This window comes from Klebsiella sp. GN_Kp190, from assembly GCF_040061795.1.
Classification (GTDB): Bacteria; Pseudomonadota; Gammaproteobacteria; order Enterobacterales; family Enterobacteriaceae; genus Klebsiella; species Klebsiella michiganensis.
This window is the reverse complement of record NZ_JBEAFN010000012.1, coordinates 157,800-179,939: the sequence shown is the minus strand read 5'-3', so window position 1 is coordinate 179,939 and position 22,140 is coordinate 157,800. Positions and strand designations below refer to the sequence as shown.

The following is a 22,140-nucleotide window of genomic DNA, read 5'->3' as shown; positions in this document are numbered from 1 at the left end:
TGCAGAGCCTCCCCTCGGGGAGGCTCTGCTTTTTTATGCGTTGCGATTACGCATGACGCCTTCCTGCACCGTGGAAGCCACCAGCGTACCGTCCTGAGTGTAGAACTCGCCGCGGACAAAACCGCGCGCGCTGGAGGCGGAGGTGCTCTCAACGCTGTACAGCAGCCAGTCGTTGATGTTGAACGGGCGGTGGAACCACATTGAGTGATCGATGGTGGCAACCTGCATGCCCGGCTCCAGAAAACCGACGCCGTGAGGCTGCAGGGCAACGGGCAGGAAGTTAAAATCCGAAGCGTAGCCCAGCAGAGACTGATGGGTGCGGAGATCTTCCGGCACTGCGCCGTTGGCGCGGATCCAGACCTGACGCGTTGGTTCTGCAACGTGTCCTTTCAGAGGGTTATGGAATTCGACCGGGCGAATCTCCAGCGGTTTATCGCAGAGAAATTTCTCTTTGACCTGCGGCGGCAGCAGGTGGGCCAGCTTGCGGGCAATATCCGTTTCGGAGGGAAGCGCGTCCGGAGCGGGTGCCGCTGGCATGGTTTTCTGATGTTCATAGCCGGGTTCTGGCGCCTGGAAAGAGGCGGTCATATAGAAAATGGGCTTCCCGTTTTGAATCGCCGCCACCCGGCGGGCGCTGAAGCTATTGCCATCGCGCAGGACTTCAACATCATAGATGATAGGTTTCAGGCTATCGCCGGGACGCAGGAAGTAGCTGTGAAACGAGTGAATCAGGCGTTCTGTGGGCACCGTCTCTTTTGCCGCATACAGCGCCTGACCCACTACCTGGCCGCCAAAGACCTGTCGCAATCCCAGATCTTCGCTCTGTCCGCGGAACAATCCCTCTTCAATTTTTTCCAGATTTAACAATGCCAGCAAATGGGTTAGTGCCTGACTCATAGTTATCCTCAATCAATGATGACTGCCTGGCGCAGCGCGTTATTGAGGCAAAGTATAACCTGGAATCGCAAGTGGTCCGATGGGTTCAATAATCTGAATATGGGCTCTTTTCCAGGAAGAGATCTGAGATCTGTGCCACACTTATTCACGATACTAATGTCCTGTCCCCGATTGTGGCTGGATGTACTCCTGTTAAAGAAGGGATGAAAAGGAGAAAAGAATGAAATTTGCCTATATGTTAAGTGCTTTAGCCGTAGCGGCTACGCTGTCTGCCTGTGCGAACAACCACAACAGCAATGCAGCGAACCAGGCGGCGCCCGATCCTTATGGCATTGCCTCACTAAGCTCCTCGCAGCAGCAGCCTAACGTATCCGGGACCATCAATATTCGACAGCGCGTGGCGTTACCGCCGGACGCGGTATTGACCGTAACCCTGTCGGATGCGTCTCTGGCCGATGCGCCAGCGCACGTGCTGTCGCAAAAAGCGGTAAGGACCGAAGGGAAGCAGGCGCCGTTTAACTTTGTCCTGCCCTATAACCAGGCGCAAATTCAGCCTAATGCCCGCATTCTTCTCAGCGCGGCGATTACCGTTAACGGTCAGCTGATGTTTATTACCGATACCGTGCAGACGGTGATTAACCAGGGCGGTAACCGGGCCGATCTGGTGCTGGTGCCGGTTCAGCAAACGGCGGTGCCGGTGGCGAACAACAGCGCCCCTGCTGCCCAGTAACTCCCCACCATGCCCCTTTACAGGGGCATTTTTTTGCCTTCAATAAATCCAGCGGTAGTGCTGCAGATCAATATGTCCGCTGCCTGAAACCTGGACGCCCTCCGCCAGTAGCGCCTGGCGTTGGCGCTGCAGATCTGGTCCGGTAAGGGAGATATCGCCGTGGCGGTTGACGACCCGATGCCAGGGGAGAGTCGATCCTTCCGGCAGGCGCTTTAATACTCCGCCCACCTGGCGAGCCGCTCGCGGTGAACCCGCCAGCTGAGCAATGTCGCCGTAGGTGGCAACGTATCCCTCTGGAATCGAGGCGACTATCTGCCAGACCCGCTGCGGAAAAGTATCGTGAGAATCCATAGTACGTCCTGTTGCCGGAAAAGGCTCAGGATAAGCGTTGTATGACGGGCTGTACAGATAGCGGGTCAGGCCGATTTAACGATGGTAAATTCCAGCGCCAGACCCAGCACCTGCATGCCATGAACATTTTCATTCGCCGTATTGCTCAGCAGTGTTTCAAGAAACTTCAGGCGTTTTGACTGGGCGTTAATCACCAGCTTTGCGCGCATTGCCGGAAGCTTAAGCGTTGATATCGGATACACCATGCGACCGCTGACGTCGATGGGGAGTTTACGTAATTCAATGTGCTGAAGGACGCCGACGGTAGAGTAGAGCAGCGCGACCGGGGTGACGGCGAGCAGCTGATTATTGCTAATCGTCACAAAATCGAGGATGACCTCCGGACGCAGAAAGTTTAAACCGTGGAAGGAAACGGTCACTTCGGCGATGGCCGGCATCGCCAGGGTAGTGATTAAACGCGGTGATTCACTCATTCATATACCATTGAGACAGTGCGTTGATTAAAAAAGACGGTAGATAAGCCTCATTATGGCCGCTGGCGAGGATTTCCGCTGAGAGTGTGCTCGCAATCTCATAAGGGGATCGGGGCCATTTTACGGTGAGAAGCCGCTGTAGACGCGACTTTGCGCAATAAACCAGCACCCAATCGCCGGCGGCTTGCAATTCAGGGGTTCAGCAGGGATAATGCGCCAGCGCGTTAGGTAACTAACGCTCTCAATGGGGGCTCTGTTGGTTCTCCCGCAACGCTACTCTGTTTACCAGGTCAGGTCCGGAAGGAAGCAGCCAGAGCAGACGACGTGTGTGCCGGGATGTAGCTGGCAGGGCCCCCACCCATTTCAGGGTACCCTCTCGCTATTCGCATTCATTCCATGGTTTCCCTCAGCCTTCATATTTAATATCCACAAATATATTGTGAGTATTTTTGGTTTCTAAACCCTCTATTTTTTATGCCAAAAAATTCACTACGTCATAAATTTGAAATTTAACTGAAATATTATTGTCATCTTTATGTCATATATAACGTGCAGATTATTCATGGGAAAATGTTGTTTGATATAAGCTAAAAATATATCTCTGGATCAGCATGTTAACTTCGTGTATTAATTATATGATGATTTTATTTCACGGGAAGCGTGACTATGACCACTGTGGTTCTGAACGTAAAAATTGATGGCGAGTTAAAAGAAAAGCTGCGTCAGTATGCGGAAGAAAATAACGAAAATTTAGGAACAGCTACGGAGAAACTGCTGCTGCTGGCCTTTCAGGTAGCGGAATCAGCAGACGAGGCGGGGGTTTCGGAAGAAGATATCGATAGCCAGCATACCGAAGAGGAAGCGTCTCCATTAACCCCTAAAGAAATCAAAGCATTACGTAAAATTCTGAAGAAGAAAAAATGAAACAACAACTCTCTACAGCCAGCAACTATAGCGAAGCCTGCGATATGCTGCGTTCCGGATACGTTAAGCACGTACGCCTGAACTGGAATATCGGTAGCGATGAGTTCTTTCGCATTGCCTCCGACTGGTGTGACACAGGGGCAAAAATAAAAAAAGATGAAGACGGCTTTATTATTTCTCTGAAAGGGTTTCCGATCCCGCGTCAGCATTAATGAAACTATTGCAATTTTGTCATCGGGCTGACACGTCAGAAAGACAAAATTGAAGCGCAATTTTATAAAAACATCTCATATGCGTCATGGATGATGGTTTTTGACGGGCTGGCTCCAGCCCGTCGATATTTTCTTAAATGATTTTCCTCAGGCGGAAACTCTCTTTCTGCTCAGTCAGACTATGCCACAACGGCTGCAATGTCGTAAACGCGCTGCGCAGTTCGTCATCCGAAAGGGTAAAGGGCAAACGCAAATAGCGATCAAACGCGCCGGCCAGGCCAAAGCGAGTTCCCGTCCCGATGTGAATTCCCCGGCTTTCAGCGCGAACGGAAAAGAGCGTCGCCAGCATTCCCGGTAATTCCACCCAAAAAGAGAGTCCTCCTTCCGGCGGCGTGAAGTGCCAGTGGGGAAAATATTCCGCCATCAGCGCGCCGCACATATCCCGGCGAGTCGCCAGCATGGCGCGCCGTGACGGTAGCAGCCTGTTCTCATTCTCAAGCAACCAGCAGCAGGCCAGCTGTTCCAGCAGCGGGGAGCCGAGATCGAGAGAGTCGCGGGCCTGAACCAGCGAAGCAATGGTTCGCGAAGAAGCGCGGATCCAACCTATTCGCAGGCCGCCCCAGAAGCTTTTTCCCGCTGAACCGATGGTTATCACCGGGGCATCAGGATTAAATGCCGCTAAAGGCGGCGGCGGCGGGGCGTCATACCATAAATCCACCATCGTTTCGTCTGCCACCAGCGTGGTGCGGGTTTGTGCGGCGATGTCCGCTACCCGCTGGCGCGTTGCGCTATCCATACAGCGGCCGGTGGGATTATGAAAATCCGGCATCAGCCAGGCCAGACGCGGAGCCGTTTGGGCAATCGTTGCCGCCAGACCATCGCAATCCCATCCCTGCTGCGGTAACGCCACGCTAACCGGACGACATGATGCGCCCTGTATCGCGCTAAGCGCCATGGGGTAAGTTGGCGCATCCACCACCACCCGATCGCCGGGCCCGGTGAATAAACGCAGTACCAGCGCAAAGCCGCTAAGCGCCCCGTTGACGATCATCACTTCATCGCTGCGGGTTGGCAGCCCGCGTTCGCTATAGCGGCGGGCGATGGCTTCGCGCAGAAGCGGGAGCCCTTGTTGATCGTAACCGGTGTTGGATAAATGTTCAGGCATGATCTTTAAGGCCTGGCTGTAGGCCTGATGGATCTCGGGGCCGGCGCTAAGGGCGGCAACGGCCAGATTCACCGATAGCGGGTCCGTTTGTTTGGCCGCCGCCTCTACCGGACGCTCCGGCAAGGCGATCCGCGAACCGCTTCCCTGACGGCTGTAGAGATAGCCTTCTTCCCGAAGCTGACCGAGCGCGCTGGCAACCGTGGTGCGGCTGATATTCAGGGCCGCCGCCAGTTCACGTTCCCCGGGCAGTCGCGTTTCCAGCGCCAGGCGGCCATCGAGAATGAGCAGGCGCAGCGCTTCTGCAAGCTGACGCCAGATAGGCGTGCGAGAAGTGGACTCCTGCCAGTGACCGAGCAGCCGTACCAGCGATTGTGCACCAAAGCGACGAGATAACATAGCAATCCACTTTTTAAAAACTGGCCATTAATTATCAATCCATTTTTACTGATGATAAGGGAAATCGCAATTGCCCTGAGGTGAAAAATGGTACGTCGCTTGCTGCAACTTTACATTGGTCTGGTCCTGTACGGCGTGTCGACCGCGTTATTTGTGCATGCCAATCTGGGGGCCGATCCGTGGGATGTTTTTCATCTGGGGATCGGTAAGCAGTTTAATCTGGATTTTGGTACGGTCATGATCCTGACGGGAGCGGCAGTGCTGCTGCTGTGGATCCCGCTACGGCAAATGCCGGGGCTGGGTACGGTGAGCAACGTGATTGTGCTGGGGCTGGCGGCAAACGCGACCTTAGCCGTGCTGCCGCCGTTGGATTCGCTGGTGGCGCGTAGCCTGCTGCTGGCGGGCGCTATCGTACTGAATGCGCTGGCGACGGGGATGTATATTGGCGCGGGCTTTGGTCCCGGGCCGCGCGATGGGCTGATGACCGGTCTGCATGCTCGTACGGGGTGGTCGCTGCGCGGTATCCGCACCGCGATTGAAGTTTCGGTCCTGCTGATTGGCTGGATGATGGGCGGCAAGTTTGGCGTGGGAACCGTACTCTATGCGTTAACTATCGGCCCGCTAATCCAGCTGTGTCTGCCGTGGTTTCATCAGCCAGCCGCGCGGAAGGCTCTGGCGAAACCCGGTGAGGCTATCTCCTGATTTTACGCTGCCATCAGACCTGGAGACTAAACTTATCAATTCAGATACGGCCGGATTCTCCGGCCGTACTGTTCACTTCGGAGAGCAGACTCATGAAGTACGTTGATGGTTTTGTCGTTGCCGTACCGGCGGAAAATAAGGAGGCATACCGCGAGATGGCAGCAAAGGCCGCGCCATTATTTAAAGAGTTTGGCGCACTCCGCGTGGTCGAGTGCTGGGCGGATGATGTCCCGGATGGCAAGCTGACCGATTTTCGCCTGGCGGTGAAAGCGGAGGAGAATGAAGAGGTGGTGTTCAGCTGGATTGAGTATCCCTCTAAAGAGGTTCGCGATGCCGCGAATGCCAAAATGATGGCCGACCCGCGGATGAAAGAGTTTGGCGAATCGATGCCCTTTGATGGAAAACGAATGATATACGGCGGCTTTGCCCCGCTTCTGGATGAGTAATTCATCTTTGCCATCCCCATAGCTTTTGGGGATGGCGATAGACGCGCTACAGATGACTCCAGCCATGCAGCAGCATATAAAAACCCACCACCATAATCAGGGTGCCGGAAATCCACGGCGCTTTGCGCGAGAGATCGTTCAGCCCGGGCCAGCGGTTTGCCACGTGCTTCAGGCTGAGGGCGGCAATTGCGCCGGAAGCCACCAGGGTGATCGCCAGCCCAACGCTAAACCCCAGTACCAGGGTTGCCCCCAGCGAGAACTTTTTCAACTGCAGGCAAATGAGCAGTACGGTAATGGATGCCGGGCAGGGAATGAGTCCCCCCGTCAGTCCGAACAAGACGATCTGCCCGGTGGTGACCCGCTGGCCGTTAAAGCGGCGATTGATCGCTTGCGCATGCGCGCGCTGATGGGCGTCCTGCCAGTCATCGGCGGCAACCCGCGAAGGTTGGTGAGCGTGAGGATGATGTTGATGCGCAAGGTGGCGATCGTGATGATGTTCATGTTCATGTTCATGTTCATGTTCATGTTCATGTTCATGTTCATGGGTATGGTCATGGGTATGGTCATGGGTATGGGTATGTGAACGCGATTCGCGCCAGGTACGCGCCAGCATCCAGCAGGCAATCAGTACGATAAGGCCCCCTGAGATCAGCTGAAACCAGGGTTCCGACGTTTGTGCATTCCAGCCGCGGCCGAGCCACAGACCTGCCATGGCCACCAGCCAGACCACCGCGGTATGCGATACCGTCGCCGCCAGCCCCAGCAGCACCGCCTGCTTTAATGTTCCCCGCACCGCCACGATAAATGCCGCCATCATGGTTTTTGAGTGCCCGGGCTCAAGGCCGTGCAGCGCGCCCAGCAGAATCGCGCTGGGAATAAATAGCCAGGCGTTGCCCTGCTGCAGGAGTGAAGCGAAATCGTTCATAACGTGATCCCTAACTAAAAAGTGCTTGTATGCTACTCCCCCCCAGTACATAAATACTACCCCCCAGTAGAAAAATACTCCGGGGGAGTAGGGCATGTTATGCTGTTCTGATTGCATACAAGGGTCGTTAGTGGAAACGATCGATTAATCAAATAGTGGATCGCGAAATGTCACATACCGTTCGTCACAAGAAGATGTTATTGACCCGATTGAAGAAAATTCAGGGGCAAAGCGCCGCGCTGGAAAAAATGCTTAACCGCGAGCATGAATGCGCAGAGGTTCTACAGCAGCTGGCTGCCATTCGCGGTGCGGTAAACGGCATGATGATGCAGGTTATCCAGGGACATTTAACGGATCATGTCGTGAAGGAGCCGGAAGAAGGTCAGCGTGAGGCTGACCTTGATGTGGTGATGCAGGTGATAAAATCCTATCTGAAATAGGCTCAGTCATCATGTGTTCCGGACGGCGATGAATACGCCTTAAGGTTATTCTCGGCCCACAGAATAAATTTCTCTTTTGGCAGCGCCTTACTATAAAGCCAGCCCTGGGCATACAGCACGCCATGCATGCGCAGCCAGTCGCGTTGGCTTTCGGTTTCGACGCCTTCTGCGACGGTCGCCAGATTGAGCGCTTTCGCCATTTCAATGATGTGCGGCGTCAGCGATTCACACTCCAGCGTATCGACAAATGCTTTATCGATTTTCAGGGTATCAACGTCCAGCTTTTGTAAATAGCTCAGGCTGGAATAGCCGGTGCCGAAGTCATCGATGGAGATACGGTGTCCGGCCTGACGATAGCCGGCGATGACTGGCAGAGTGGTTTGCGGGTCGACAAAACCGCGCTCGGTGATTTCCAGAATGATCTGCTGAGCGCTGATGCCCCAGCGCTGAAGCTGCTCTTGTAACAGCATCGGCAGCCTTGGCGAACGCAAATCATCAACCGACAGGTTTATCGAGATATGTATCTCCGGGCGCTGCCGCAGCCAGGTACCGAGATCGGTAAAAATTTTTCGTACAATATCTTCGGTTAAGCGGGTAATCAGCCCGGTTTGTTCGGCAAGCGGAATAAAAATATCCGGCGATAAGAAACTGCCATCGGGCTGCCTCCAGCGAGCAAGCGCCTCCGCGCCGACGATCTTTCCGCTCTGCAGCGAAATAATGGGCTGGTAATAAACCTGGATGGCATGAGAATTCAGCGCGTCCAGCATCCCATTACGCGGTGAGCGCAGCCTCCGCAGCAGGCGAAGCAGCAGAAATGAGGCCAGAAGGCTGGTGAACAGACCAATCGGCAGCCACAGCATCAGCTGCTGATGTAGCTTTTTCTGCAGCGGCACCGTCGAGGACCAGGTGGCAATGGCCAGCCCCAGCTCCGGGAGACGATGAAGACGATAAACGGTGCTATCGAGGGTTAGGGTCCTGGCATACTGATGCTTAATTCTCTCCCAGACGGCAGCGTTGAGCGGTTTACTGCTAATGATGATTTGATTGCGCTGCGTGCCGAACAAGAGCGTGTGAATCTGTTCATGGCCTAATGGAATGACATCGATAAACGACTCGGGATCGATCATCACCACGTGATGCTCGCTGCCCATGGCCGTCATTTTATGTTTCAGACCCAGATCGTTAACTGAGGTAAGCCAGGTACGATAGCCATCGGCCGTGATGTGGTCGGGAGCAGGAAAGGTAACCGAAACCTGATGATCTTCGAGGGAAGAGCACTGCGGAATACCCTCATGTAACCACAGCACTTCCTGAACGTAGCGATGGGTATAGGCGATCCGTCGCATCGTGAGCAAATGCTGCGGACTGCAGGTGGTAGCCGCATGCGCATCAGCTTCGTTCAGCGCCTCTCTTGCCTGATCGGCAACCTGCTGAACGCGGGCCAGTACGCGGACGGAAAAGTTGTCCAGTTCGCTATAAAATTGCTCTTTGGCCTGCTGCATTGCCAGCCAGATGCTCAGCGCGACCGGCAGGATAATGGCCAGTATCAATACCCCTGTAACCAGACTCACCTGATGCCGGGTCGTCATGAGTATTTCCTTATTTTATTGAGGGGTTCGATGAGTATACGCGAAAGATAAAAGAGGGTTCAGCACGGGGTAGAAAAAGGCCCGAACCGCAAGATAGCAACGAATTCGGGCTAACAGTGGATGAACCGCGACGCCCAAGGCCTGGAGCGTCGCGGAGAAAAACGAGGGCTGGTATGCTGGCAATAAGCGTTGTCAGCACAGATTCATATTCTAAAGCGCAATCATGACAGTCATATGTTGCGCTTAATGGGCGTCCGGCGCAGCGATGTCAGCGCTAATCCGCTGGTCGTTTTCGTCGAAGACCATGCAGTAGCGATCGTCAAACGCGACCCTTATCTTCTGCCATGGACGGAAATGAACGTCGCCGGGCAGCAGAATTTTGACGTTATCGTGGCCGTAGCACTGGCCGAACAGATAGGTGTTGTTACCCAGTCTCTCCACGACTTCACATTGAAACTCAACTACGGTACCGATATTCACATCAGTTGAGAGATGTTCAGGGCGAATACCGAGGGTAACGGCAGCGCCGGGCTGCAGCGGCGATGTGGTGATATTGAGCGTCAGATTATGATCTTGCGCCATCTTCACGCTAAGCTGGCCCGGCTGCCATGCGGTGACCGTCGCGGGCAGGAAGTTCATTTTCGGCGAACCGATAAATCCCGCAACGAACTTATTGACCGGGTTGTAATACAGCGACATCGGCGAACCCATCTGCTCAACTTTGCCGTAGTTCATTACCACGATTTTATCGGCCAGCGTCATCGCTTCAACCTGATCGTGGGTGACATAAACCATGGTGGTTTTGAGTTCATGATGCAGTTTAGCAATATGCAGGCGCATCTCAACGCGCAGCTCGGCATCCAGGTTGGAGAGGGGTTCATCAAACATAAACACCCGTGGATTACGCACGATGGCGCGACCGATCGCCACGCGCTGGCGCTGGCCGCCGGAAAGCTGCTTAGGTTTGCGATCCAGCAGATGAGAGAGCTGCAGCGTTTTCGCCACCATTTCAACCTGGCGGCGAATTTCATCTTTTGGCACTTTATTCACCTTCAGGCCATAGCCCATATTTTCCGCTACCGTCATATGCGGGTAGAGCGCATAGGACTGGAATACCATGGCGACGCCGCGATGGGCAGGAACGACATCATTCATCACCTCATCGCCAATAAGCACTTCACCTTCGCTGACCTCTTCGAGACCGGCAATCATTCGCAGTAGCGTCGATTTGCCGCAGCCTGACGGACCGACGAAAACCGCAAACTCGCCATCTTCAATATCAAGATTTACCTGATGCAGCGTCACTGTACTGCCGAACCGTTTGGTGACATTCCTCAGTCGTATATTGGACATCAACATTCCCCGGGTTAGTAGCCGTTTTTGCCGTTGGGATTTGGGCTGTGACGCATTATTTGTATAACGTGTAACAATTCAGCCGGGCGATGCTCAACGACACTAAAATCATGCAGTGACTATAACTTCCAGAGTTTTAGCGCCCTATATCGATGTTTCATTTCTGCAATCAGGATCACACAACTGGCAGCTTTCAGTAGTTTTGTCAGCATTCAAAGCGTACCGTATAACAAATCAGGAATAACGGCATATTTGTTTATGAATCACCGTTTATCAGTTAACTGAAAGATTCTCGGAAGTCACATCGCCCAATAAAAACCATTAAATTGTTATACCTTCACATGAGGTTGATAATGAAAAAGAACATTCTTGCTGCACTGATCCTTACTACTCTGGCTGCCGGGCAGCTGGTTAGCCTGCAGGCGCACGCGGCCGGACAGCTCAACGTCTGGGAAGACATCAAAAAATCCGACGGCATTAAGGCCGCGGTAAGCGATTTTGAAAAGCAGTTCAACGTTAAGGTGAACGTGCAGGAAATGCCGTACGCCCAGCAGCTGGAAAAGCTGCGCCTTGATGGCCCGGCGGGCATTGGCCCGGACGTGCTGGTGATCCCTAATGACCAGCTAGGCGGTGCGGTCGTCCAGGGACTGCTGTCTCCCCTGACGCTGGACCAGGCGAAGCAGGAGGCCTTTACGCCGGCATCAATCAACGCGTTCCATATGGATAACGTGCTTTACGGCGTACCGAAAGCGGTGGAAACCCTGGTGCTGATTTACAACAAAGACTTGATCGATAAGCCGCTGGATAGCCTGCAGGACTGGTTCGACTATTCGAAGAAGCAGCGCGAAGAGGGTAAGTACGGCCTGCTGGCGAAGTTTGACCAGATCTATTACAGCTGGGGCGCTATTGGCCCAATGGGCGGCTATATCTTTGGCAAAAACGACAAAGGCGGCTTCAACCCGCAGGATGTCGGCCTGAATAAGCCAGGCGCGGTGGAAGCGGTGACTTTCCTGAAAAAATTCTACACCGACAAGGTATTCCCGGCGGGGATCCTCGGCGATAACGGGCTGAACGCCATCGACTCGCTGTTCACCGAGAAGAAAGCGGCTGCGGTGATTAACGGCCCGTGGGCCTTCCAGCCGTATGAAGCGGCAGGCATTCATTATGGCGTCGCGCCTTTGCCGACGCTGCCGGATGGCAAACCGATGAGCTCCTTCCTCGGCGTGAAGGGCTATGTCGTCTCGACGTGGAGTAAAGATAAAGCGCTGGCGCAGCAGTTTATCGAGTTCATCAACCAGCCGCAGTACGTGAAAGCGCGTTATGTCGCCACCGGAGAAATCCCGCCGCTGAAGGCCATGATTGACGATCCGCTGATTAAGAATGACGAAAAGGCCAGCGCGGTGGCGGTGCAGTCAGCGCGGGCGACGGCGATGCCCGGGATCCCGGAAATGGGAGAGGTATGGGGCCCGGCGAACGCCGCGCTCGAGCTTAGCCTGACCGGTAAACAGGAGCCGAAGGCGGCGCTCGATAACGCTGAAAAGCAGATCAAGATGCAGATCGAAGCCATGCAGGCCAGCAATCAATAATTCGGTGATGTAACAGAACGGGAGGGCCGTCCTCCCGTTTTCAGAAGGAGTCGTGTGTGATTATCAATCCCAGCGAAAATATTGCCGAAGCGCGCGGCGCAGGACGCCATGCGTGGTGCGGCCTGTTGCTGGCTATCGTGCCGGGTTTTGGGCAGTTTTATCACCGCCAGTGGCTGAAGGGGATTGTCTTCCTGGTGCTGCTGAGCAGTTTTATGAGCATTTTCTATGACTTTCTCAGCGAAGGCCTGTGGGGGTTATATACCTTAGGCGAGGAAGTCCCGCGGGATAACTCTATTTTCCTGCTGGCGGAAGGGATAATCAGCGTACTGATTATCGCATTCGGTTTGTTGGTCTATTTCCTCTCGCTGCGCGATGCCTGGGTTAACGGCAAAAGGCGCGATGAAGGCATGGCGCTGAATAGCGTACGCAAGCAGTATCAGATGCTGCTCAGCGAGGGTTTCCCGTATCTGATGATCACGCCCGGCTTCATACTGCTGGTGTTTGTGGTCATCTTCCCGATCCTGTTTGGTTTTGCTATCGCCTTTACTAACTACAACCTTTATCACACGCCGCCGGCGAAGCTGGTGGATTGGGTGGGATTCAAAAACTTCATCAATATCTTCACATTATCCATCTGGCGCTCGACCTTCTTTGACGTACTGCAGTGGACGGTGGTGTGGACGCTGCTGGCGACGACCCTGCAATGTACCGTCGGCGTGCTGCTGGCGATTCTGGTCAACCAGAAAGATCTGCGCTTTAAGCCGTTGATCCGCACAATTTTCATTCTGCCGTGGGCGGTGCCGGGCTTCGTGACGATTCTGGTTTTTGCCGGCATGTTCAATGATTCATTCGGGGTGATTAACAACGCCATTTTGTCCTTCTTTGGCATCACGCCGAAGGCCTGGCTGACCGACCCGTTCTGGACTAAAACGGCGCTGATCATGATGCAAACCTGGCTGGGCTTTCCGTTTGTTTTCGCCATGACCACCGGCGTCCTGCAGGCGATCCCGGACGATCTGTATGAAGCGGCCACCATGGATGGCGCCAGCGCGTTTACCCGCCTGCGGACCATTACTCTGCCGCTGGTGCTCTACTCCATTGCGCCGATCATCATCACTCAGTACACCTTCAATTTTAACAACTTCAATATCATCTACCTGTTCAATAACGGCGGACCGGCGGTAGCCGGGTCGAATGCCGGCGGTACGGATATTCTGGTGTCGTGGATCTACAAATTAACGATGTCGTCTTCGCAATACGCCATCGCGGCCACCATCACGATTCTGCTGTCGATTTTTGTCGTCGGCCTGGCGTTGTGGCAGTTCCGCGCCACGAAATCCTTCAAAAACGACGACATGGCGTAAGGGAAGCAACATGGCTAAATCACCGAGTATTAAACGCGAAAAGTGGATTCGCCTGTCTCTCACCTGGCTGGTGGTCCTCTTTGTATCGACGATCATTATATATCCGCTGGTCTGGACGGTAGGGGCGTCTCTGAACGCCGGGAACAGTCTGCTGAGTACGTCGATTATTCCTGAAAACCTGTCGTTCCAGCATTACGCGGATCTGTTTAACGGCAATGTGAATTATCTCACCTGGTACTGGAACTCGATGAAAATCAGCTTCATGACCATGGCGTTGACCTTAATCAGCGTGAGCTTCACGGCCTATGCGTTCTCCCGTTTTCGTTTCAAAGGGCGGCAGAACGGGCTGATGCTGTTTCTGCTGCTGCAGATGATCCCGCAGTTCTCGGCGCTGATTGCGATCTTTGTTCTCTCTCAGCTGCTGGGGTTGATCAATAGCCATCTGGCGCTGGTGCTGATCTACGTTGGCGGCATGATCCCGATGAATACCTGGCTCATGAAGGGGTATCTGGACGCGATCCCCAAAGATCTGGATGAATCCGCGCGGATGGATGGCGCCAGCAGCTTCCGCATCTTTATCGAAATCATTATGCCGCTGTCGAAGCCGATTCTGGCGGTGGTGGCGCTGTTTTCATTTACCGGCCCGCTGGGGGACTTCATCCTCTCCAGCACCATTTTGCGTACCCCGGATAAATACACGCTGCCGATTGGCCTGTATAACCTGGTGGCGCAGAAAATGGGCGCCAGCTACACCACCTACGCGGCGGGCGCGGTGCTGATTGCCGTCCCGGTGGCAATTCTCTATCTGGCGCTACAAAAATACTTTGTTTCCGGCCTCACCTCAGGCAGTACAAAAGGATAACCCCATGAAAAGATTAACACCCGCGTGGCTTGCTGTTTCTCTGGCATGCTGTTTTTCCGCCGGTACGCTGGCGGCAGATGCGCTGCAAACGAAGGCGTTTAGCAATATGCCCGCTGATTTTATTAAAGGCGCGGATATCTCCACGCTGCTGGATGCGGAAAAGCACGGCGCGAAGTTCTTTAACCACAACAATCAGCCGCAGGATCCGATCGCGATTCTGAAGGCCGACGGCGTGAACTATGTTCGCCTGCGCCTGTGGGTGGATCCAAAAGACGCCCAGGGTCAGCGTTACGGCGGCGGCGATAACGATCTGGCGGCGACGCTGGCGCTGGCGAAGCGCGCAAAAGCGCAGGGTATGAAGCTGCTGCTTGATTTTCACTACAGCGATTTCTGGACCGATCCGGGCAAGCAGTTCAAGCCGAAGGCCTGGGAGAAAATGGATTATCCGCAGCTGAAAACCACGATCCACGACTACACCCGCGACACGATTGCCCGCTTTAAGCAGGAGGGGGTGCTGCCGGATATGGTCCAGATCGGCAACGAGATCAACGGCGGTATGCTGTGGCCGGAGGGCAAAAGCTGGGGGCAGGGCGGCGGCGAGTTCGATCGCCTGGCGGGGCTGCTAAACGCCGCCATTGACGGCCTGAAGGAAAACCTCACCGGCGGCGAGCAGATTAAAATTATGCTTCATCTGGCCGAAGGCACGAAAAACGACACCTTCCGCTGGTGGTTTGATGAAATCAGCAAGCGCAACGTGCCTTACGACATCATTGGTCTGTCGATGTACACCTACTGGAATGGTCCGATTAGCGCGCTGAAAGCCAATATGGACGATATCAGCAAGCGCTATAACAAAGACGTGATAGTGGTGGAAGCCGCTTATGCCTATACCCTGGAAAACTGCGACAACGCCGAAAATAGTTTCCAGGCGAAAGAGGAAAAGGATGGCGGTTATCCTGCCACCGTACAGGGGCAATATAATTATATTCACGACTTAATGCAGGCCGTTGCGGACGTACCGGATCACCGCGGTAAAGGTATTTTTTATTGGGAGCCGACGTGGATTGCCGTACCGGGAAATACCTGGGCGACGCCTGCCGGAATGAAATATATCCATGATGAATGGAAAGAGGGGAATGCCCGGGAAAATCAGGCGCTGTTTGATTGCCAGGGAAAAGCATTGCCGTCGATGAAGGTATTCAATTAATTATTCAGCTTTACACTTCAGGATGTTTATTATGAAAAAATTTGCGCCTTTGAGTCCGAAGGTCAATGCGCTATTGCATGGCGCCGACTATAACCCGGAGCAGTGGGAGAACTATCCCGATATTATCGATAAAGATATTGCCATGATGCAGCAGGCAAAATGTAATGTTATGTCGGTAGGGATATTTAGCTGGGCGAAACTTGAACCTCAGGAAGGCGTATTTGAGTTTGGCTGGTTGGACAGTATTCTGGATAAACTCTATGCCGCCGGCATTCATGTCTTTCTCGCGACCCCAAGCGGCGCGCGCCCGGCCTGGATGTCGCAGAAATATCCTCAGGTCCTGCGCGTCGGTCGCGATCGGGTGCCTGCGCTGCACGGTGGACGTCATAATCACTGTATGTCGTCGCCGGTCTACCGTGATAAAACCCTGAAAATAAATTCCCTGCTGGCGGAGCGCTACTCGCAGCATCCGGCGGTGCTGGGCTGGCATATCTCCAATGAATACGGAGGAGAGTGCCACTGTAGCCTGTGCCAGGAGCGTTTCCGCGACTGGCTGAAAGCGCGCTATGAAACGCTGGATAACCTCAATCACGCCTGGTGGAGCACCTTCTGGAGCCACACCTACAGCGACTGGTCGCAGATCGAATCTCCGGCCCCGCAGGGGGAAGTCTCCATTCATGGTCTGAACCTGGACTGGCATCGCTTTAATACCGCTCAGGTGACGGACTTCTGCCGCCACGAAATTGCGCCGCTGAAAGCGGCAAATGCTGCGCTGCCGGTAACAACCAACTTTATGGAGTATTTCTACGATTACGACTACTGGCAGCTGGCGCAGGTGCTGGACTTTATCTCATGGGACAGCTACCCCATGTGGCACCGTGATAAAGATGAAACCACGCTGGCCTGCTACACCGCTATGTATCATGACATGATGCGCAGCCTGAAGGGCGGCAAACCGTTTGTGTTAATGGAATCCACCCCGAGCGCGACCAACTGGCAGCTGACCAGTAAGCTGAAGAAACCGGGAATGCATATTCTCTCTTCTCTGCAGGCGGTGGCGCACGGCGCGGATTCGGTGCAGTACTTCCAGTGGCGTAAGAGCCGCGGTTCGGTTGAGAAGTTTCATGGCGCGATTATCGATCATGTCGGTCATCTGGATACGCGCGTGGGTCGTGAAGTGACGGCGCTCGGCGAGATGTTAAGCCAGCTGCCGGGCGTCGTGGGCTGCCGGACGGATGCGAAAGTGGCGATTATCTTCGACCAGCAAAACCGCTGGGCGCTGGATGATGCACAGGGGCCGCGAAATCTCGGCATGGAGTATGAAAATACCGTCAACGAACATTACCGTCCGTTCTGGGAGCAGGGGATTGCGGTTGATGTTATCGATGCTGACGTTGACCTGAGCGCTTATCAACTGGTCATTGCGCCAATGCTGTATATGGTTCGTGAGGGATTTGCCGAACGCGCCGAAGCGTTTGTGGCTAACGGTGGTCATTTAGTTACAACATACTGGACGGGTATTGTTAACGAATCCGACCTTTGCCATCTCGGCGGTTTCCCGGGCCCGCTGCGTAAACTGCTGGGCATTTGGGCGGAAGAGATTGACTGCCTGAACGACGGCGAACGCAACCTGGTACAGGGGCTGGCGGGCAATGAAGGGGGCCTGCAGGGACCGTATCAGGTACGCCATCTGTGTGAACTGATCCATGCCGAAACGGCGCAGCCGCTGGCGACCTACCGCGATGATTTTTACGCGGGAAGACCGGCGGTTACCGTCAATCACGTGGGTAAAGGTAAGGCTTGGCACGTCGCTTCGCGCAACGATCTGGCTTTCCAGCGGGACTTCTTCACCGCTATAAGTAAAGAGCTGTCGCTGCCGCGTGCGGTGGCAGCCGATTTCCCGCCGGGCGTGGTGGCGACCGCACGGACGGACGGTGAGACCACCTACGTGTTCCTGCAAAACTACAGCGCGCAGCAGCAGCAGGTGACCTTACCGCAGGGCTATCAGGACAGCCTCACCGGCGCGGCACTGAACGCGCCGTTGACCTTAAAAGCGTGGGATTGCCGCATTCTCAGCCGTCACGCGTAATTTTTCTCTATCCACGCCTGCTCGCAAGAGCAGGCGTTTTTTTATCTGCTTATCAGGAGTCTATTATGGTGAGTTTAAAATCCTTTCTGAATTATTTCTCCCAGTCTCGTCCGGCGGTAACGTTAAGCCCGGCGGAACAACAACAGATTGAACGTTTAATTCAGGCTTTTGGCGGCGAGGCGAATATTGTCAACGTTGACGCCTGTATCACCCGCTTACGCGTCACGGTGAATAATCTGTCGATTGTTGACTCTCAGGCGCTACAGCAGCAGGGAGCGCTTGGCGTTATTATCCTTGGGCAGCAGGTGCATGCTATTTTCGGTAAACAGTCGGATGCTTTGCGTCAATTACTTGACGAACACTTTGCCAGCCGTAAATAAAATAAAACGGGATAACGCAATAATGAGTTATCCCGAAAAGAAAACAAAGCATTCAATGGCAATAATGATTACCGGAGAGTAATTAACGACCTTACAGCTGGAGATAAAACAGTTAAATGACGACTACCACCAGGCCTCGACCTGTACACCAAAGTTCCACGTATTATTGGCAGTTTGATCTTCGAACGGTTTACCGTTTTCAGAGTCATTCAGATACGAAGCGAAAATGCGCAGTTCCGGGCGAGACATAAAGTCAGGGCCATCGGCCAGGCCCAGCGCGATGGTATATTTCTCACCGGCCTGCTTATAATCAGTATTGTTCTTGTAGCTATCTTTTTGGTAAAAGCCGCCCACTTCGCCAATCAGGCGCACGTATTCGGTGAACTGATACTGCCCACGAGCCACCAGCGACAGCATGCGCGTTTTATCCGTGTAATCGGTGATGTTGTCCGCGGAGCCCCAGGTGAGAACGTGGTTAATGGAGAACTTTTCGGTAATCGGAATTAAACCGGTATTAATCACGCGGTATCCGGTGGCGTCATTGACGTAGTTCCACATGTCGTACCAGCCGCCGCCCTGGGAAACCATGTTCTGCGCCAGCCCTTTGTTGGCGTACTGCAGCACCGTTTTGTTGTAACCACCCAGCATATCCTGGCTGATTTCACCGGTCAGCATGACGCCGTTTTCAGCATCGTATAGACCACCGTAGGAGTCCTGCTTTTTAGTGGTATTCGGCATCGCGTAGTCGATACCAAATTCGGTCCACGAACCGGCCCACGGCTTCCAGCCTGCGTAGCGCAGGTCGAGGTAGTTAATGTTGACGTTGCTATCGCCATCGACGCGGTAGTCGACGTCATTGGCATCTCCGCGGATCCAGGCAAATGAAACGGCCCCCGGGCCGAGCGTATAGTTTTCGATCCCGGCACCGGATCCGGAAATGTTCCAGTATTTGGTATCAATGATGTGGAGATCGTGGCGCTGGTAGTAGCGTTTACCGCCCCAAATGACCGCGTTCGGATCGCCGGGGACCAGCCCTTTGATTTGCAGGTTGAGCTGGCGCAGGCCGAATTGGGCATCATCATCGAGCGTGGTTTCGTTATCGTTAGAACCGTCAGAGACCATGCTGACCATGCTATCAAGATAGAAGCTAACGTCATTCTTCTTATAGACCTCTGATCCCAGCTCCAGCTCGCCGTAGGTATCGGACTCATTACCCAGACGGCCAATTTTGTTTTTTTGCCATTCGGCCTGACTACCGTCGCCGGAGACCCCAACCCCGGCGCGCATATAGCCATGAAAATCGATACCCGGAAGCGTGGCGGAAGCAGCAAACACGGATGGTGAAATCAGCGCAGCGGCCAACGCAGCGGAGAGTGTGCGCAGCGTAGTGTTCATGTCTATCCTCTTATTGTTTTGTATTACGTTCACATAACCGATGTCATAAAATGCCTAAACCCGAATTCAGGCAATTAAATGATCGCTATAGTGTGATTAACTGCAAATAAATTGGCGGGTTTTGTTACGACTAGTGAGTCCATTCACAATTTGTTGTATTGTGAGCGTAATACTTTTTGTGATGATTGTGGTTCGGGGGGCGCGGCGATGAGCGTTTTTTCACATTGCCCCTGTTACAATCCAGGGATAACAACATAAGGAACCGGACTATGAAGTCTAAAAGCGCGACCTTAGAAGACGTTGCTCGCCATGCGGGCGTCTCCTATCAGACCGTGTCCAGGGTACTCAATAAATCTGCTAATGTATCCAAAGCCACACGCAGCAAGGTGGAGAAATCCATTGAGGAGCTGCGCTATGTCCCAAACCGCCTGGCGCAGCAGCTGGTAGGAAAGCAAAGCCGCACCGTGGGCCTGGTCACCATCTCCCTCGCATTGCACGCGCCTTCTCAGGTGGCTGCTGCGGTAAAACGCTATGCGAATGTGGAAGGCTATCAGGTGCTCATCTCCATGATCGATGAGAGCGTCAACCAAAGTATTCAAGATTCCATTAATGAACTTAAGTCTCAGCTGGTGGATAAGGTCATCATCAACGTGCCGCTGGAGACTGAACTGGCTCAAAAAATTGCCGCTGATAACGATGATATCGTCTGTCTGTTTTTAGATGTTGACCCCTACAGCTCCGTGTTTAACGTTTCGTTTAACCCGGCTGACGGCACCCGGGCCAGCGTCAAATATCTCTATGAAATGGGGCATCGGGAGATCGCGCTGCTAGCCGGCCCGGAAAGCTCGGTATCGGCTAAACTGCGTCTGAAAAGCTGGATTGAGACCCTTGAGGGATATGGCCTGCAGCCGGTCACGGTGATTCGCGGTAACTGGGATGCGCAGAGCGGCTATGCCGGCGCGCTGCAAATGCTGCGGGAGACGCCAAACTTTACCGCCGTTCTGGTGGGTAACGATCAGATGGCGCTGGGCGTACTGAGCGCGTTTCACCAACATCAGGTGCCGATTCCGGGGGAAAAATCGGTTATTGGTTATGATGACACCTATGAGAGTTCGTTCTTTTACCCGGCGCTCACCACCGTTTCGCTGGATCTTGATTTACAAGGAAAAGAGGCCGTCCGGCGCCTTCTCGATAGCGGCGATCGCGAGACATCTCATACTTCTTCTATCCTTCCGGCTCGTCTGGTCGTGCGCCACTCTACCGGGCCAAAAACGGAGCCGGGTAAAAACCTGCAGTCTATTGCCGAACAGCTCAGAGCGCTGGCGCATCAGCTTAATCCTTAATCCTTAATCCGCAACGGGCGGCCTGCGCCGCCCTTTAGCCCCTTCCATTCTCAGGGTTGATCTTTGTATTCACCCGGCGTACCATGATGTTATGTTATAACGTAATGATTGAGGTCGCTATGAAACCCAATATTCATCCGCATTATCGTACGGTGGTTTTTCACGATACCAGCGCCAATGAATACTTCAAAGTCGGATCAACGATCCGTACCGAGCGCGAAATTGAGCTGGAAGGCGAGACGTATCCCTACGTAACGCTCGATGTCTCCTCCAAATCGCATCCGTATTACACCGGCAAACAGAAGGCCTTCAACAATGAAGGCAGCACCGCACGTTTCCGCCAGCGCTTCGGCGGTTTTATTGATGCGAAAAGGAGTAAATAATGCAGGTACTCAACTCATTGCGTAGCGCGAAACAGCGCCACCCGGATTGCCAGATCGTCAAGCGTAAAGGGCGGCTGTACGTTATCTGCAAAAGTAATCCTCGCTTTAAGGCCGTCCAGGGGCGCAAGAAGAGACGTTAACGGAAGCTCTCCAGCGTTCGTAACTGCCGGCCGTCGGCGCTAAAGTTGTCGGCGGCCAGCCACTGCTGCATTGCCTTGTCAATCTGCGGCCACTCGGAATCGATAATCGAAAACCAGTCGGTATCGCGGTTGTGGCCCTTTATCACCAGCGCCTGACGAAAACGCCCCTCATACTGAAATCCCAGCCGCAGCGCCGCCCGGCGTGAAGGCTCGTTCAAACTGTTGCATTTCCACTCGTAGCGACGATAGCCGAGCGTTGCAAAAATATAATGCATCAGCAGCCATTGGGCCTCGGTGGCCATCGCCGTCCGGCTTAGTAAAGGCGAGAAGTGAACGTGGCCGACTTCAACAACGCCATTTTTAGCATCGATTCTCATCAGCGCCAGTGAGCCGACGGGCTGGTCTGTCCGTTGATCTATCACGGCAAAGTGAATGGCATCGGCCTGCCCGGAAACGTGCTCTATCCACGCGCGGTATTCCTCTACGCTGTTATCCGGCTCACGCAGCAGCCACGTCCAGCTTCGGGTGTCCGGGGCCAGCCGATGGGCGTCAAACAGCGCACCGGCGTGCGTGGAGCGCAATGGCTCAAGGCGGCAAAGGCGGCCCTGCAGATTCAACCTTTCAGGATGCGGACGGGGCAGCCAGTCGGGCAGGGCTGCGCCAACGGGTTGATCGAATTGATTAAGATGGCTCATGAGGTTTTCCTTTGGCAGGTGAATGCTGCGAGATTAGGCGCTTGTTGGTTCCATAAAAAGAACCACAGGAGTATGTTTTTAGGGTGCCACGAG

The 22,140-nt window shown here is 53.9% G+C and carries 24 protein-coding genes and 1 other RNA gene; 16 read left to right on the top strand and 9 right to left on the bottom strand.

Going from position 1 to position 22,140, the window contains the following annotated elements:
* Positions 1–33 precede the first annotated feature (33 nt).
* Positions 34–897 carry an acyl-CoA thioesterase II gene (gene tesB / locus ABLU67_RS10280; protein WP_014228190.1) on the bottom strand — a complete coding sequence of 288 codons (864 nt, stop codon included), beginning with the start codon at positions 895–897 and terminating at the stop codon, positions 34–36.
* A gap of 220 nt (positions 898–1,117) precedes the next feature.
* On the opposite strand from tesB, the gene ABLU67_RS10275 reads away from it, so the two are divergent.
* Positions 1,118–1,627: a YbaY family lipoprotein gene (locus ABLU67_RS10275; protein ID WP_004848288.1), complete on the top strand. Its 510-nt coding sequence runs from the start codon at positions 1,118–1,120 to the stop codon at positions 1,625–1,627.
* A gap of 39 nt (positions 1,628–1,666) precedes the next feature.
* Here ABLU67_RS10275 and ABLU67_RS10270 read toward each other — a convergent pair whose 3' ends face one another.
* Both ABLU67_RS10270 and ABLU67_RS10265 read right to left on the bottom strand, forming a co-directional pair.
* Positions 1,667–1,978: an MGMT family protein gene (locus ABLU67_RS10270; RefSeq protein WP_004848290.1), complete on the bottom strand. Its 312-nt coding sequence runs from the start codon at positions 1,976–1,978 to the stop codon at positions 1,667–1,669.
* Between the two features lie 65 nt (positions 1,979–2,043).
* Positions 2,044–2,451, bottom strand: a complete 408-nt coding sequence (locus tag ABLU67_RS10265) for a dTDP-glucose pyrophosphorylase (protein WP_348852287.1) — start codon at positions 2,449–2,451, stop codon at positions 2,044–2,046.
* A 254-nt stretch (positions 2,452–2,705) separates the two neighbouring features.
* Between ABLU67_RS10265 and ffs the strand changes: the two genes are divergently transcribed.
* The 3 genes from ffs to ABLU67_RS10250 all read left to right on the top strand — a co-directional run bounded on the left by ffs (position 2,706) and on the right by ABLU67_RS10250 (position 3,587).
* Positions 2,706–2,802: signal recognition particle sRNA small type (gene ffs / locus ABLU67_RS10260), an RNA gene on the top strand.
* A 315-nt stretch (positions 2,803–3,117) separates the two neighbouring features.
* Positions 3,118–3,375, top strand: coding sequence for a hypothetical protein (locus tag ABLU67_RS10255; protein ID WP_004848294.1), 258 nt, complete (start codon positions 3,118–3,120; stop codon positions 3,373–3,375).
* Positions 3,372–3,587 carry a hypothetical protein gene (locus ABLU67_RS10250; protein ID WP_004129860.1) on the top strand — a complete coding sequence of 72 codons (216 nt, stop codon included), beginning with the start codon at positions 3,372–3,374 and terminating at the stop codon, positions 3,585–3,587. The genes ABLU67_RS10255 and ABLU67_RS10250 overlap by 4 nt, the downstream gene beginning before the upstream one ends.
* Positions 3,588–3,720: 133 nt before the next feature.
* On the opposite strand, the gene ABLU67_RS10245 is transcribed toward ABLU67_RS10250, so the two are convergent.
* Positions 3,721–5,148, bottom strand: coding sequence for a PLP-dependent aminotransferase family protein (locus ABLU67_RS10245; RefSeq protein WP_032748270.1), 1,428 nt, complete (start codon positions 5,146–5,148; stop codon positions 3,721–3,723).
* 87 nt (positions 5,149–5,235) lie between these two features.
* On the opposite strand from ABLU67_RS10245, the gene ABLU67_RS10240 reads away from it, so the two are divergent.
* Together ABLU67_RS10240 and ABLU67_RS10235 are read left to right on the top strand one after the other, a co-directional pair.
* Entirely contained in the window at positions 5,236–5,850 is a 615-nt protein-coding gene (locus tag ABLU67_RS10240) for a membrane protein (RefSeq protein ID WP_014228193.1), read from the top strand.
* Positions 5,851–5,942: 92 nt separating this feature from the next.
* A complete protein-coding gene (locus ABLU67_RS10235) occupies positions 5,943–6,296 on the top strand; it encodes a DUF1428 family protein (RefSeq protein WP_064379682.1) in 354 nt (117 codons plus the stop codon).
* A gap of 46 nt (positions 6,297–6,342) precedes the next feature.
* Here the strand turns inward: ABLU67_RS10235 and ABLU67_RS10230 are convergent, their stop codons facing one another.
* Entirely contained in the window at positions 6,343–7,221 is an 879-nt protein-coding gene (locus ABLU67_RS10230) for a nickel/cobalt efflux protein RcnA (protein ID WP_200913806.1), read from the bottom strand.
* A 167-nt stretch (positions 7,222–7,388) separates the two neighbouring features.
* On the opposite strand from ABLU67_RS10230, the gene ABLU67_RS10225 reads away from it, so the two are divergent.
* Positions 7,389–7,661 (top strand): metal-sensing transcriptional repressor, encoded by a 273-nt coding sequence (locus tag ABLU67_RS10225; RefSeq protein WP_004129869.1) that lies wholly within the window; start codon positions 7,389–7,391, stop codon positions 7,659–7,661.
* 2 nt (positions 7,662–7,663) lie between these two features.
* On the opposite strand, the gene ABLU67_RS10220 is transcribed toward ABLU67_RS10225, so the two are convergent.
* A complete protein-coding gene (locus ABLU67_RS10220) occupies positions 7,664–9,250 on the bottom strand; it encodes an EAL domain-containing protein (RefSeq protein WP_122117332.1) in 1,587 nt (528 codons plus the stop codon).
* Between the two features lie 243 nt (positions 9,251–9,493).
* On the bottom strand, positions 9,494–10,603 hold the full coding sequence (locus tag ABLU67_RS10215) for an ABC transporter ATP-binding protein (protein ID WP_004848307.1): 1,110 nt from the start codon (positions 10,601–10,603) through the stop codon (positions 9,494–9,496).
* Between the two features lie 353 nt (positions 10,604–10,956).
* Between ABLU67_RS10215 and ABLU67_RS10210 the strand changes: the two genes are divergently transcribed.
* The 6 genes from ABLU67_RS10210 (at position 10,957) to ABLU67_RS10185 (ending at position 18,091) form a co-directional block, all read left to right on the top strand.
* A complete protein-coding gene (locus ABLU67_RS10210; RefSeq protein ID WP_048261441.1) occupies positions 10,957–12,189 on the top strand; it encodes a maltodextrin ABC transporter substrate-binding protein in 1,233 nt (410 codons plus the stop codon).
* Positions 12,190–12,245: 56 nt separating this feature from the next.
* The gene (locus ABLU67_RS10205) at positions 12,246–13,553 is read left to right on the top strand and encodes a sugar ABC transporter permease (protein ID WP_348836713.1); all 1,308 of its coding nucleotides are present in this window, start codon (positions 12,246–12,248) and stop codon (positions 13,551–13,553) included.
* 10 nt (positions 13,554–13,563) lie between these two features.
* Positions 13,564–14,415 carry a sugar ABC transporter permease gene (locus tag ABLU67_RS10200; RefSeq protein WP_004848313.1) on the top strand — a complete coding sequence of 284 codons (852 nt, stop codon included), beginning with the start codon at positions 13,564–13,566 and terminating at the stop codon, positions 14,413–14,415.
* 4 nt (positions 14,416–14,419) lie between these two features.
* Entirely contained in the window at positions 14,420–15,622 is a 1,203-nt protein-coding gene (locus ABLU67_RS10195) for an arabinogalactan endo-beta-1,4-galactanase (RefSeq protein WP_032694156.1), read from the top strand.
* A gap of 31 nt (positions 15,623–15,653) precedes the next feature.
* Complete coding sequence (locus tag ABLU67_RS10190; protein ID WP_048261447.1) at positions 15,654–17,711, top strand: beta-galactosidase; 2,058 nt, start codon at positions 15,654–15,656, stop codon at positions 17,709–17,711.
* 65 nt (positions 17,712–17,776) lie between these two features.
* Entirely contained in the window at positions 17,777–18,091 is a 315-nt protein-coding gene (locus ABLU67_RS10185; protein WP_025107149.1) for a glucose PTS transporter subunit EIIB, read from the top strand.
* A 123-nt stretch (positions 18,092–18,214) separates the two neighbouring features.
* On the opposite strand, the gene ABLU67_RS10180 is transcribed toward ABLU67_RS10185, so the two are convergent.
* The gene (locus tag ABLU67_RS10180) at positions 18,215–19,486 is read right to left on the bottom strand and encodes a maltoporin (RefSeq protein ID WP_014228201.1); all 1,272 of its coding nucleotides are present in this window, start codon (positions 19,484–19,486) and stop codon (positions 18,215–18,217) included.
* A gap of 269 nt (positions 19,487–19,755) precedes the next feature.
* On the opposite strand from ABLU67_RS10180, the gene ABLU67_RS10175 reads away from it, so the two are divergent.
* The 3 genes from ABLU67_RS10175 to ykgO all read left to right on the top strand — a co-directional run bounded on the left by ABLU67_RS10175 (position 19,756) and on the right by ykgO (position 21,352).
* Positions 19,756–20,829 (top strand): LacI family DNA-binding transcriptional regulator, encoded by a 1,074-nt coding sequence (locus tag ABLU67_RS10175; protein WP_009653595.1) that lies wholly within the window; start codon positions 19,756–19,758, stop codon positions 20,827–20,829.
* 119 nt (positions 20,830–20,948) lie between these two features.
* On the top strand, positions 20,949–21,212 hold the full coding sequence (locus ABLU67_RS10170) for a type B 50S ribosomal protein L31 (RefSeq protein WP_004848323.1): 264 nt from the start codon (positions 20,949–20,951) through the stop codon (positions 21,210–21,212).
* Complete coding sequence (ykgO, locus tag ABLU67_RS10165; RefSeq protein WP_003859006.1) at positions 21,212–21,352, top strand: type B 50S ribosomal protein L36; 141 nt, start codon at positions 21,212–21,214, stop codon at positions 21,350–21,352. The genes ABLU67_RS10170 and ykgO overlap by 1 nt, the downstream gene beginning before the upstream one ends.
* Here the strand turns inward: ykgO and ABLU67_RS10160 are convergent.
* Positions 21,349–22,047, bottom strand: coding sequence for a GNAT family protein (locus ABLU67_RS10160; protein ID WP_116280242.1), 699 nt, complete (start codon positions 22,045–22,047; stop codon positions 21,349–21,351). The two genes, ykgO and ABLU67_RS10160, sit on opposite strands and share 4 nt — an antisense overlap.
* Positions 22,048–22,140: the final 93 nt, after the last annotated feature.

What these genes read in the sequence shown, in the direction of transcription:
- ABLU67_RS10200 (WP_004848313.1), top strand. Translation starts at nt 13,564, where the DNA reads ATGGCTAAATCACCGAGTATTAAACGCGAAAAGTGGATTCGCCTGTCT.
- ABLU67_RS10265 (WP_348852287.1), bottom strand. Translation starts at nt 2,451, where the DNA reads ATGAGTGAATCACCGCGTTTAATCACTACCCTGGCGATGCCGGCCATC.
- ABLU67_RS10225 (WP_004129869.1), top strand. Translation starts at nt 7,389, where the DNA reads ATGTCACATACCGTTCGTCACAAGAAGATGTTATTGACCCGATTGAAG.
- ABLU67_RS10235 (WP_064379682.1), top strand. Translation starts at nt 5,943, where the DNA reads ATGAAGTACGTTGATGGTTTTGTCGTTGCCGTACCGGCGGAAAATAAG.
- ABLU67_RS10230 (WP_200913806.1), bottom strand. Translation starts at nt 7,221, where the DNA reads ATGAACGATTTCGCTTCACTCCTGCAGCAGGGCAACGCCTGGCTATTT.
- ABLU67_RS10195 (WP_032694156.1), top strand. Translation starts at nt 14,420, where the DNA reads ATGAAAAGATTAACACCCGCGTGGCTTGCTGTTTCTCTGGCATGCTGT.
- ABLU67_RS10270 (WP_004848290.1), bottom strand. Translation starts at nt 1,978, where the DNA reads ATGGATTCTCACGATACTTTTCCGCAGCGGGTCTGGCAGATAGTCGCC.
- ABLU67_RS10170 (WP_004848323.1), top strand. Translation starts at nt 20,949, where the DNA reads ATGAAACCCAATATTCATCCGCATTATCGTACGGTGGTTTTTCACGAT.
- ykgO (WP_003859006.1), top strand. Translation starts at nt 21,212, where the DNA reads ATGCAGGTACTCAACTCATTGCGTAGCGCGAAACAGCGCCACCCGGAT.
- ABLU67_RS10160 (WP_116280242.1), bottom strand. Translation starts at nt 22,047, where the DNA reads ATGAGCCATCTTAATCAATTCGATCAACCCGTTGGCGCAGCCCTGCCC.
- ABLU67_RS10175 (WP_009653595.1), top strand. Translation starts at nt 19,756, where the DNA reads ATGAAGTCTAAAAGCGCGACCTTAGAAGACGTTGCTCGCCATGCGGGC.
- ABLU67_RS10190 (WP_048261447.1), top strand. Translation starts at nt 15,654, where the DNA reads ATGAAAAAATTTGCGCCTTTGAGTCCGAAGGTCAATGCGCTATTGCAT.
- ABLU67_RS10255 (WP_004848294.1), top strand. Translation starts at nt 3,118, where the DNA reads ATGACCACTGTGGTTCTGAACGTAAAAATTGATGGCGAGTTAAAAGAA.
- ABLU67_RS10240 (WP_014228193.1), top strand. Translation starts at nt 5,236, where the DNA reads ATGGTACGTCGCTTGCTGCAACTTTACATTGGTCTGGTCCTGTACGGC.
- ABLU67_RS10220 (WP_122117332.1), bottom strand. Translation starts at nt 9,250, where the DNA reads ATGACGACCCGGCATCAGGTGAGTCTGGTTACAGGGGTATTGATACTG.
- ABLU67_RS10180 (WP_014228201.1), bottom strand. Translation starts at nt 19,486, where the DNA reads ATGAACACTACGCTGCGCACACTCTCCGCTGCGTTGGCCGCTGCGCTG.
- ABLU67_RS10275 (WP_004848288.1), top strand. Translation starts at nt 1,118, where the DNA reads ATGAAATTTGCCTATATGTTAAGTGCTTTAGCCGTAGCGGCTACGCTG.
- ABLU67_RS10185 (WP_025107149.1), top strand. Translation starts at nt 17,777, where the DNA reads ATGGTGAGTTTAAAATCCTTTCTGAATTATTTCTCCCAGTCTCGTCCG.
- ABLU67_RS10210 (WP_048261441.1), top strand. Translation starts at nt 10,957, where the DNA reads ATGAAAAAGAACATTCTTGCTGCACTGATCCTTACTACTCTGGCTGCC.
- ABLU67_RS10215 (WP_004848307.1), bottom strand. Translation starts at nt 10,603, where the DNA reads ATGTCCAATATACGACTGAGGAATGTCACCAAACGGTTCGGCAGTACA.
- tesB (WP_014228190.1), bottom strand. Translation starts at nt 897, where the DNA reads ATGAGTCAGGCACTAACCCATTTGCTGGCATTGTTAAATCTGGAAAAA.
- ABLU67_RS10245 (WP_032748270.1), bottom strand. Translation starts at nt 5,148, where the DNA reads ATGTTATCTCGTCGCTTTGGTGCACAATCGCTGGTACGGCTGCTCGGT.
- ABLU67_RS10250 (WP_004129860.1), top strand. Translation starts at nt 3,372, where the DNA reads ATGAAACAACAACTCTCTACAGCCAGCAACTATAGCGAAGCCTGCGAT.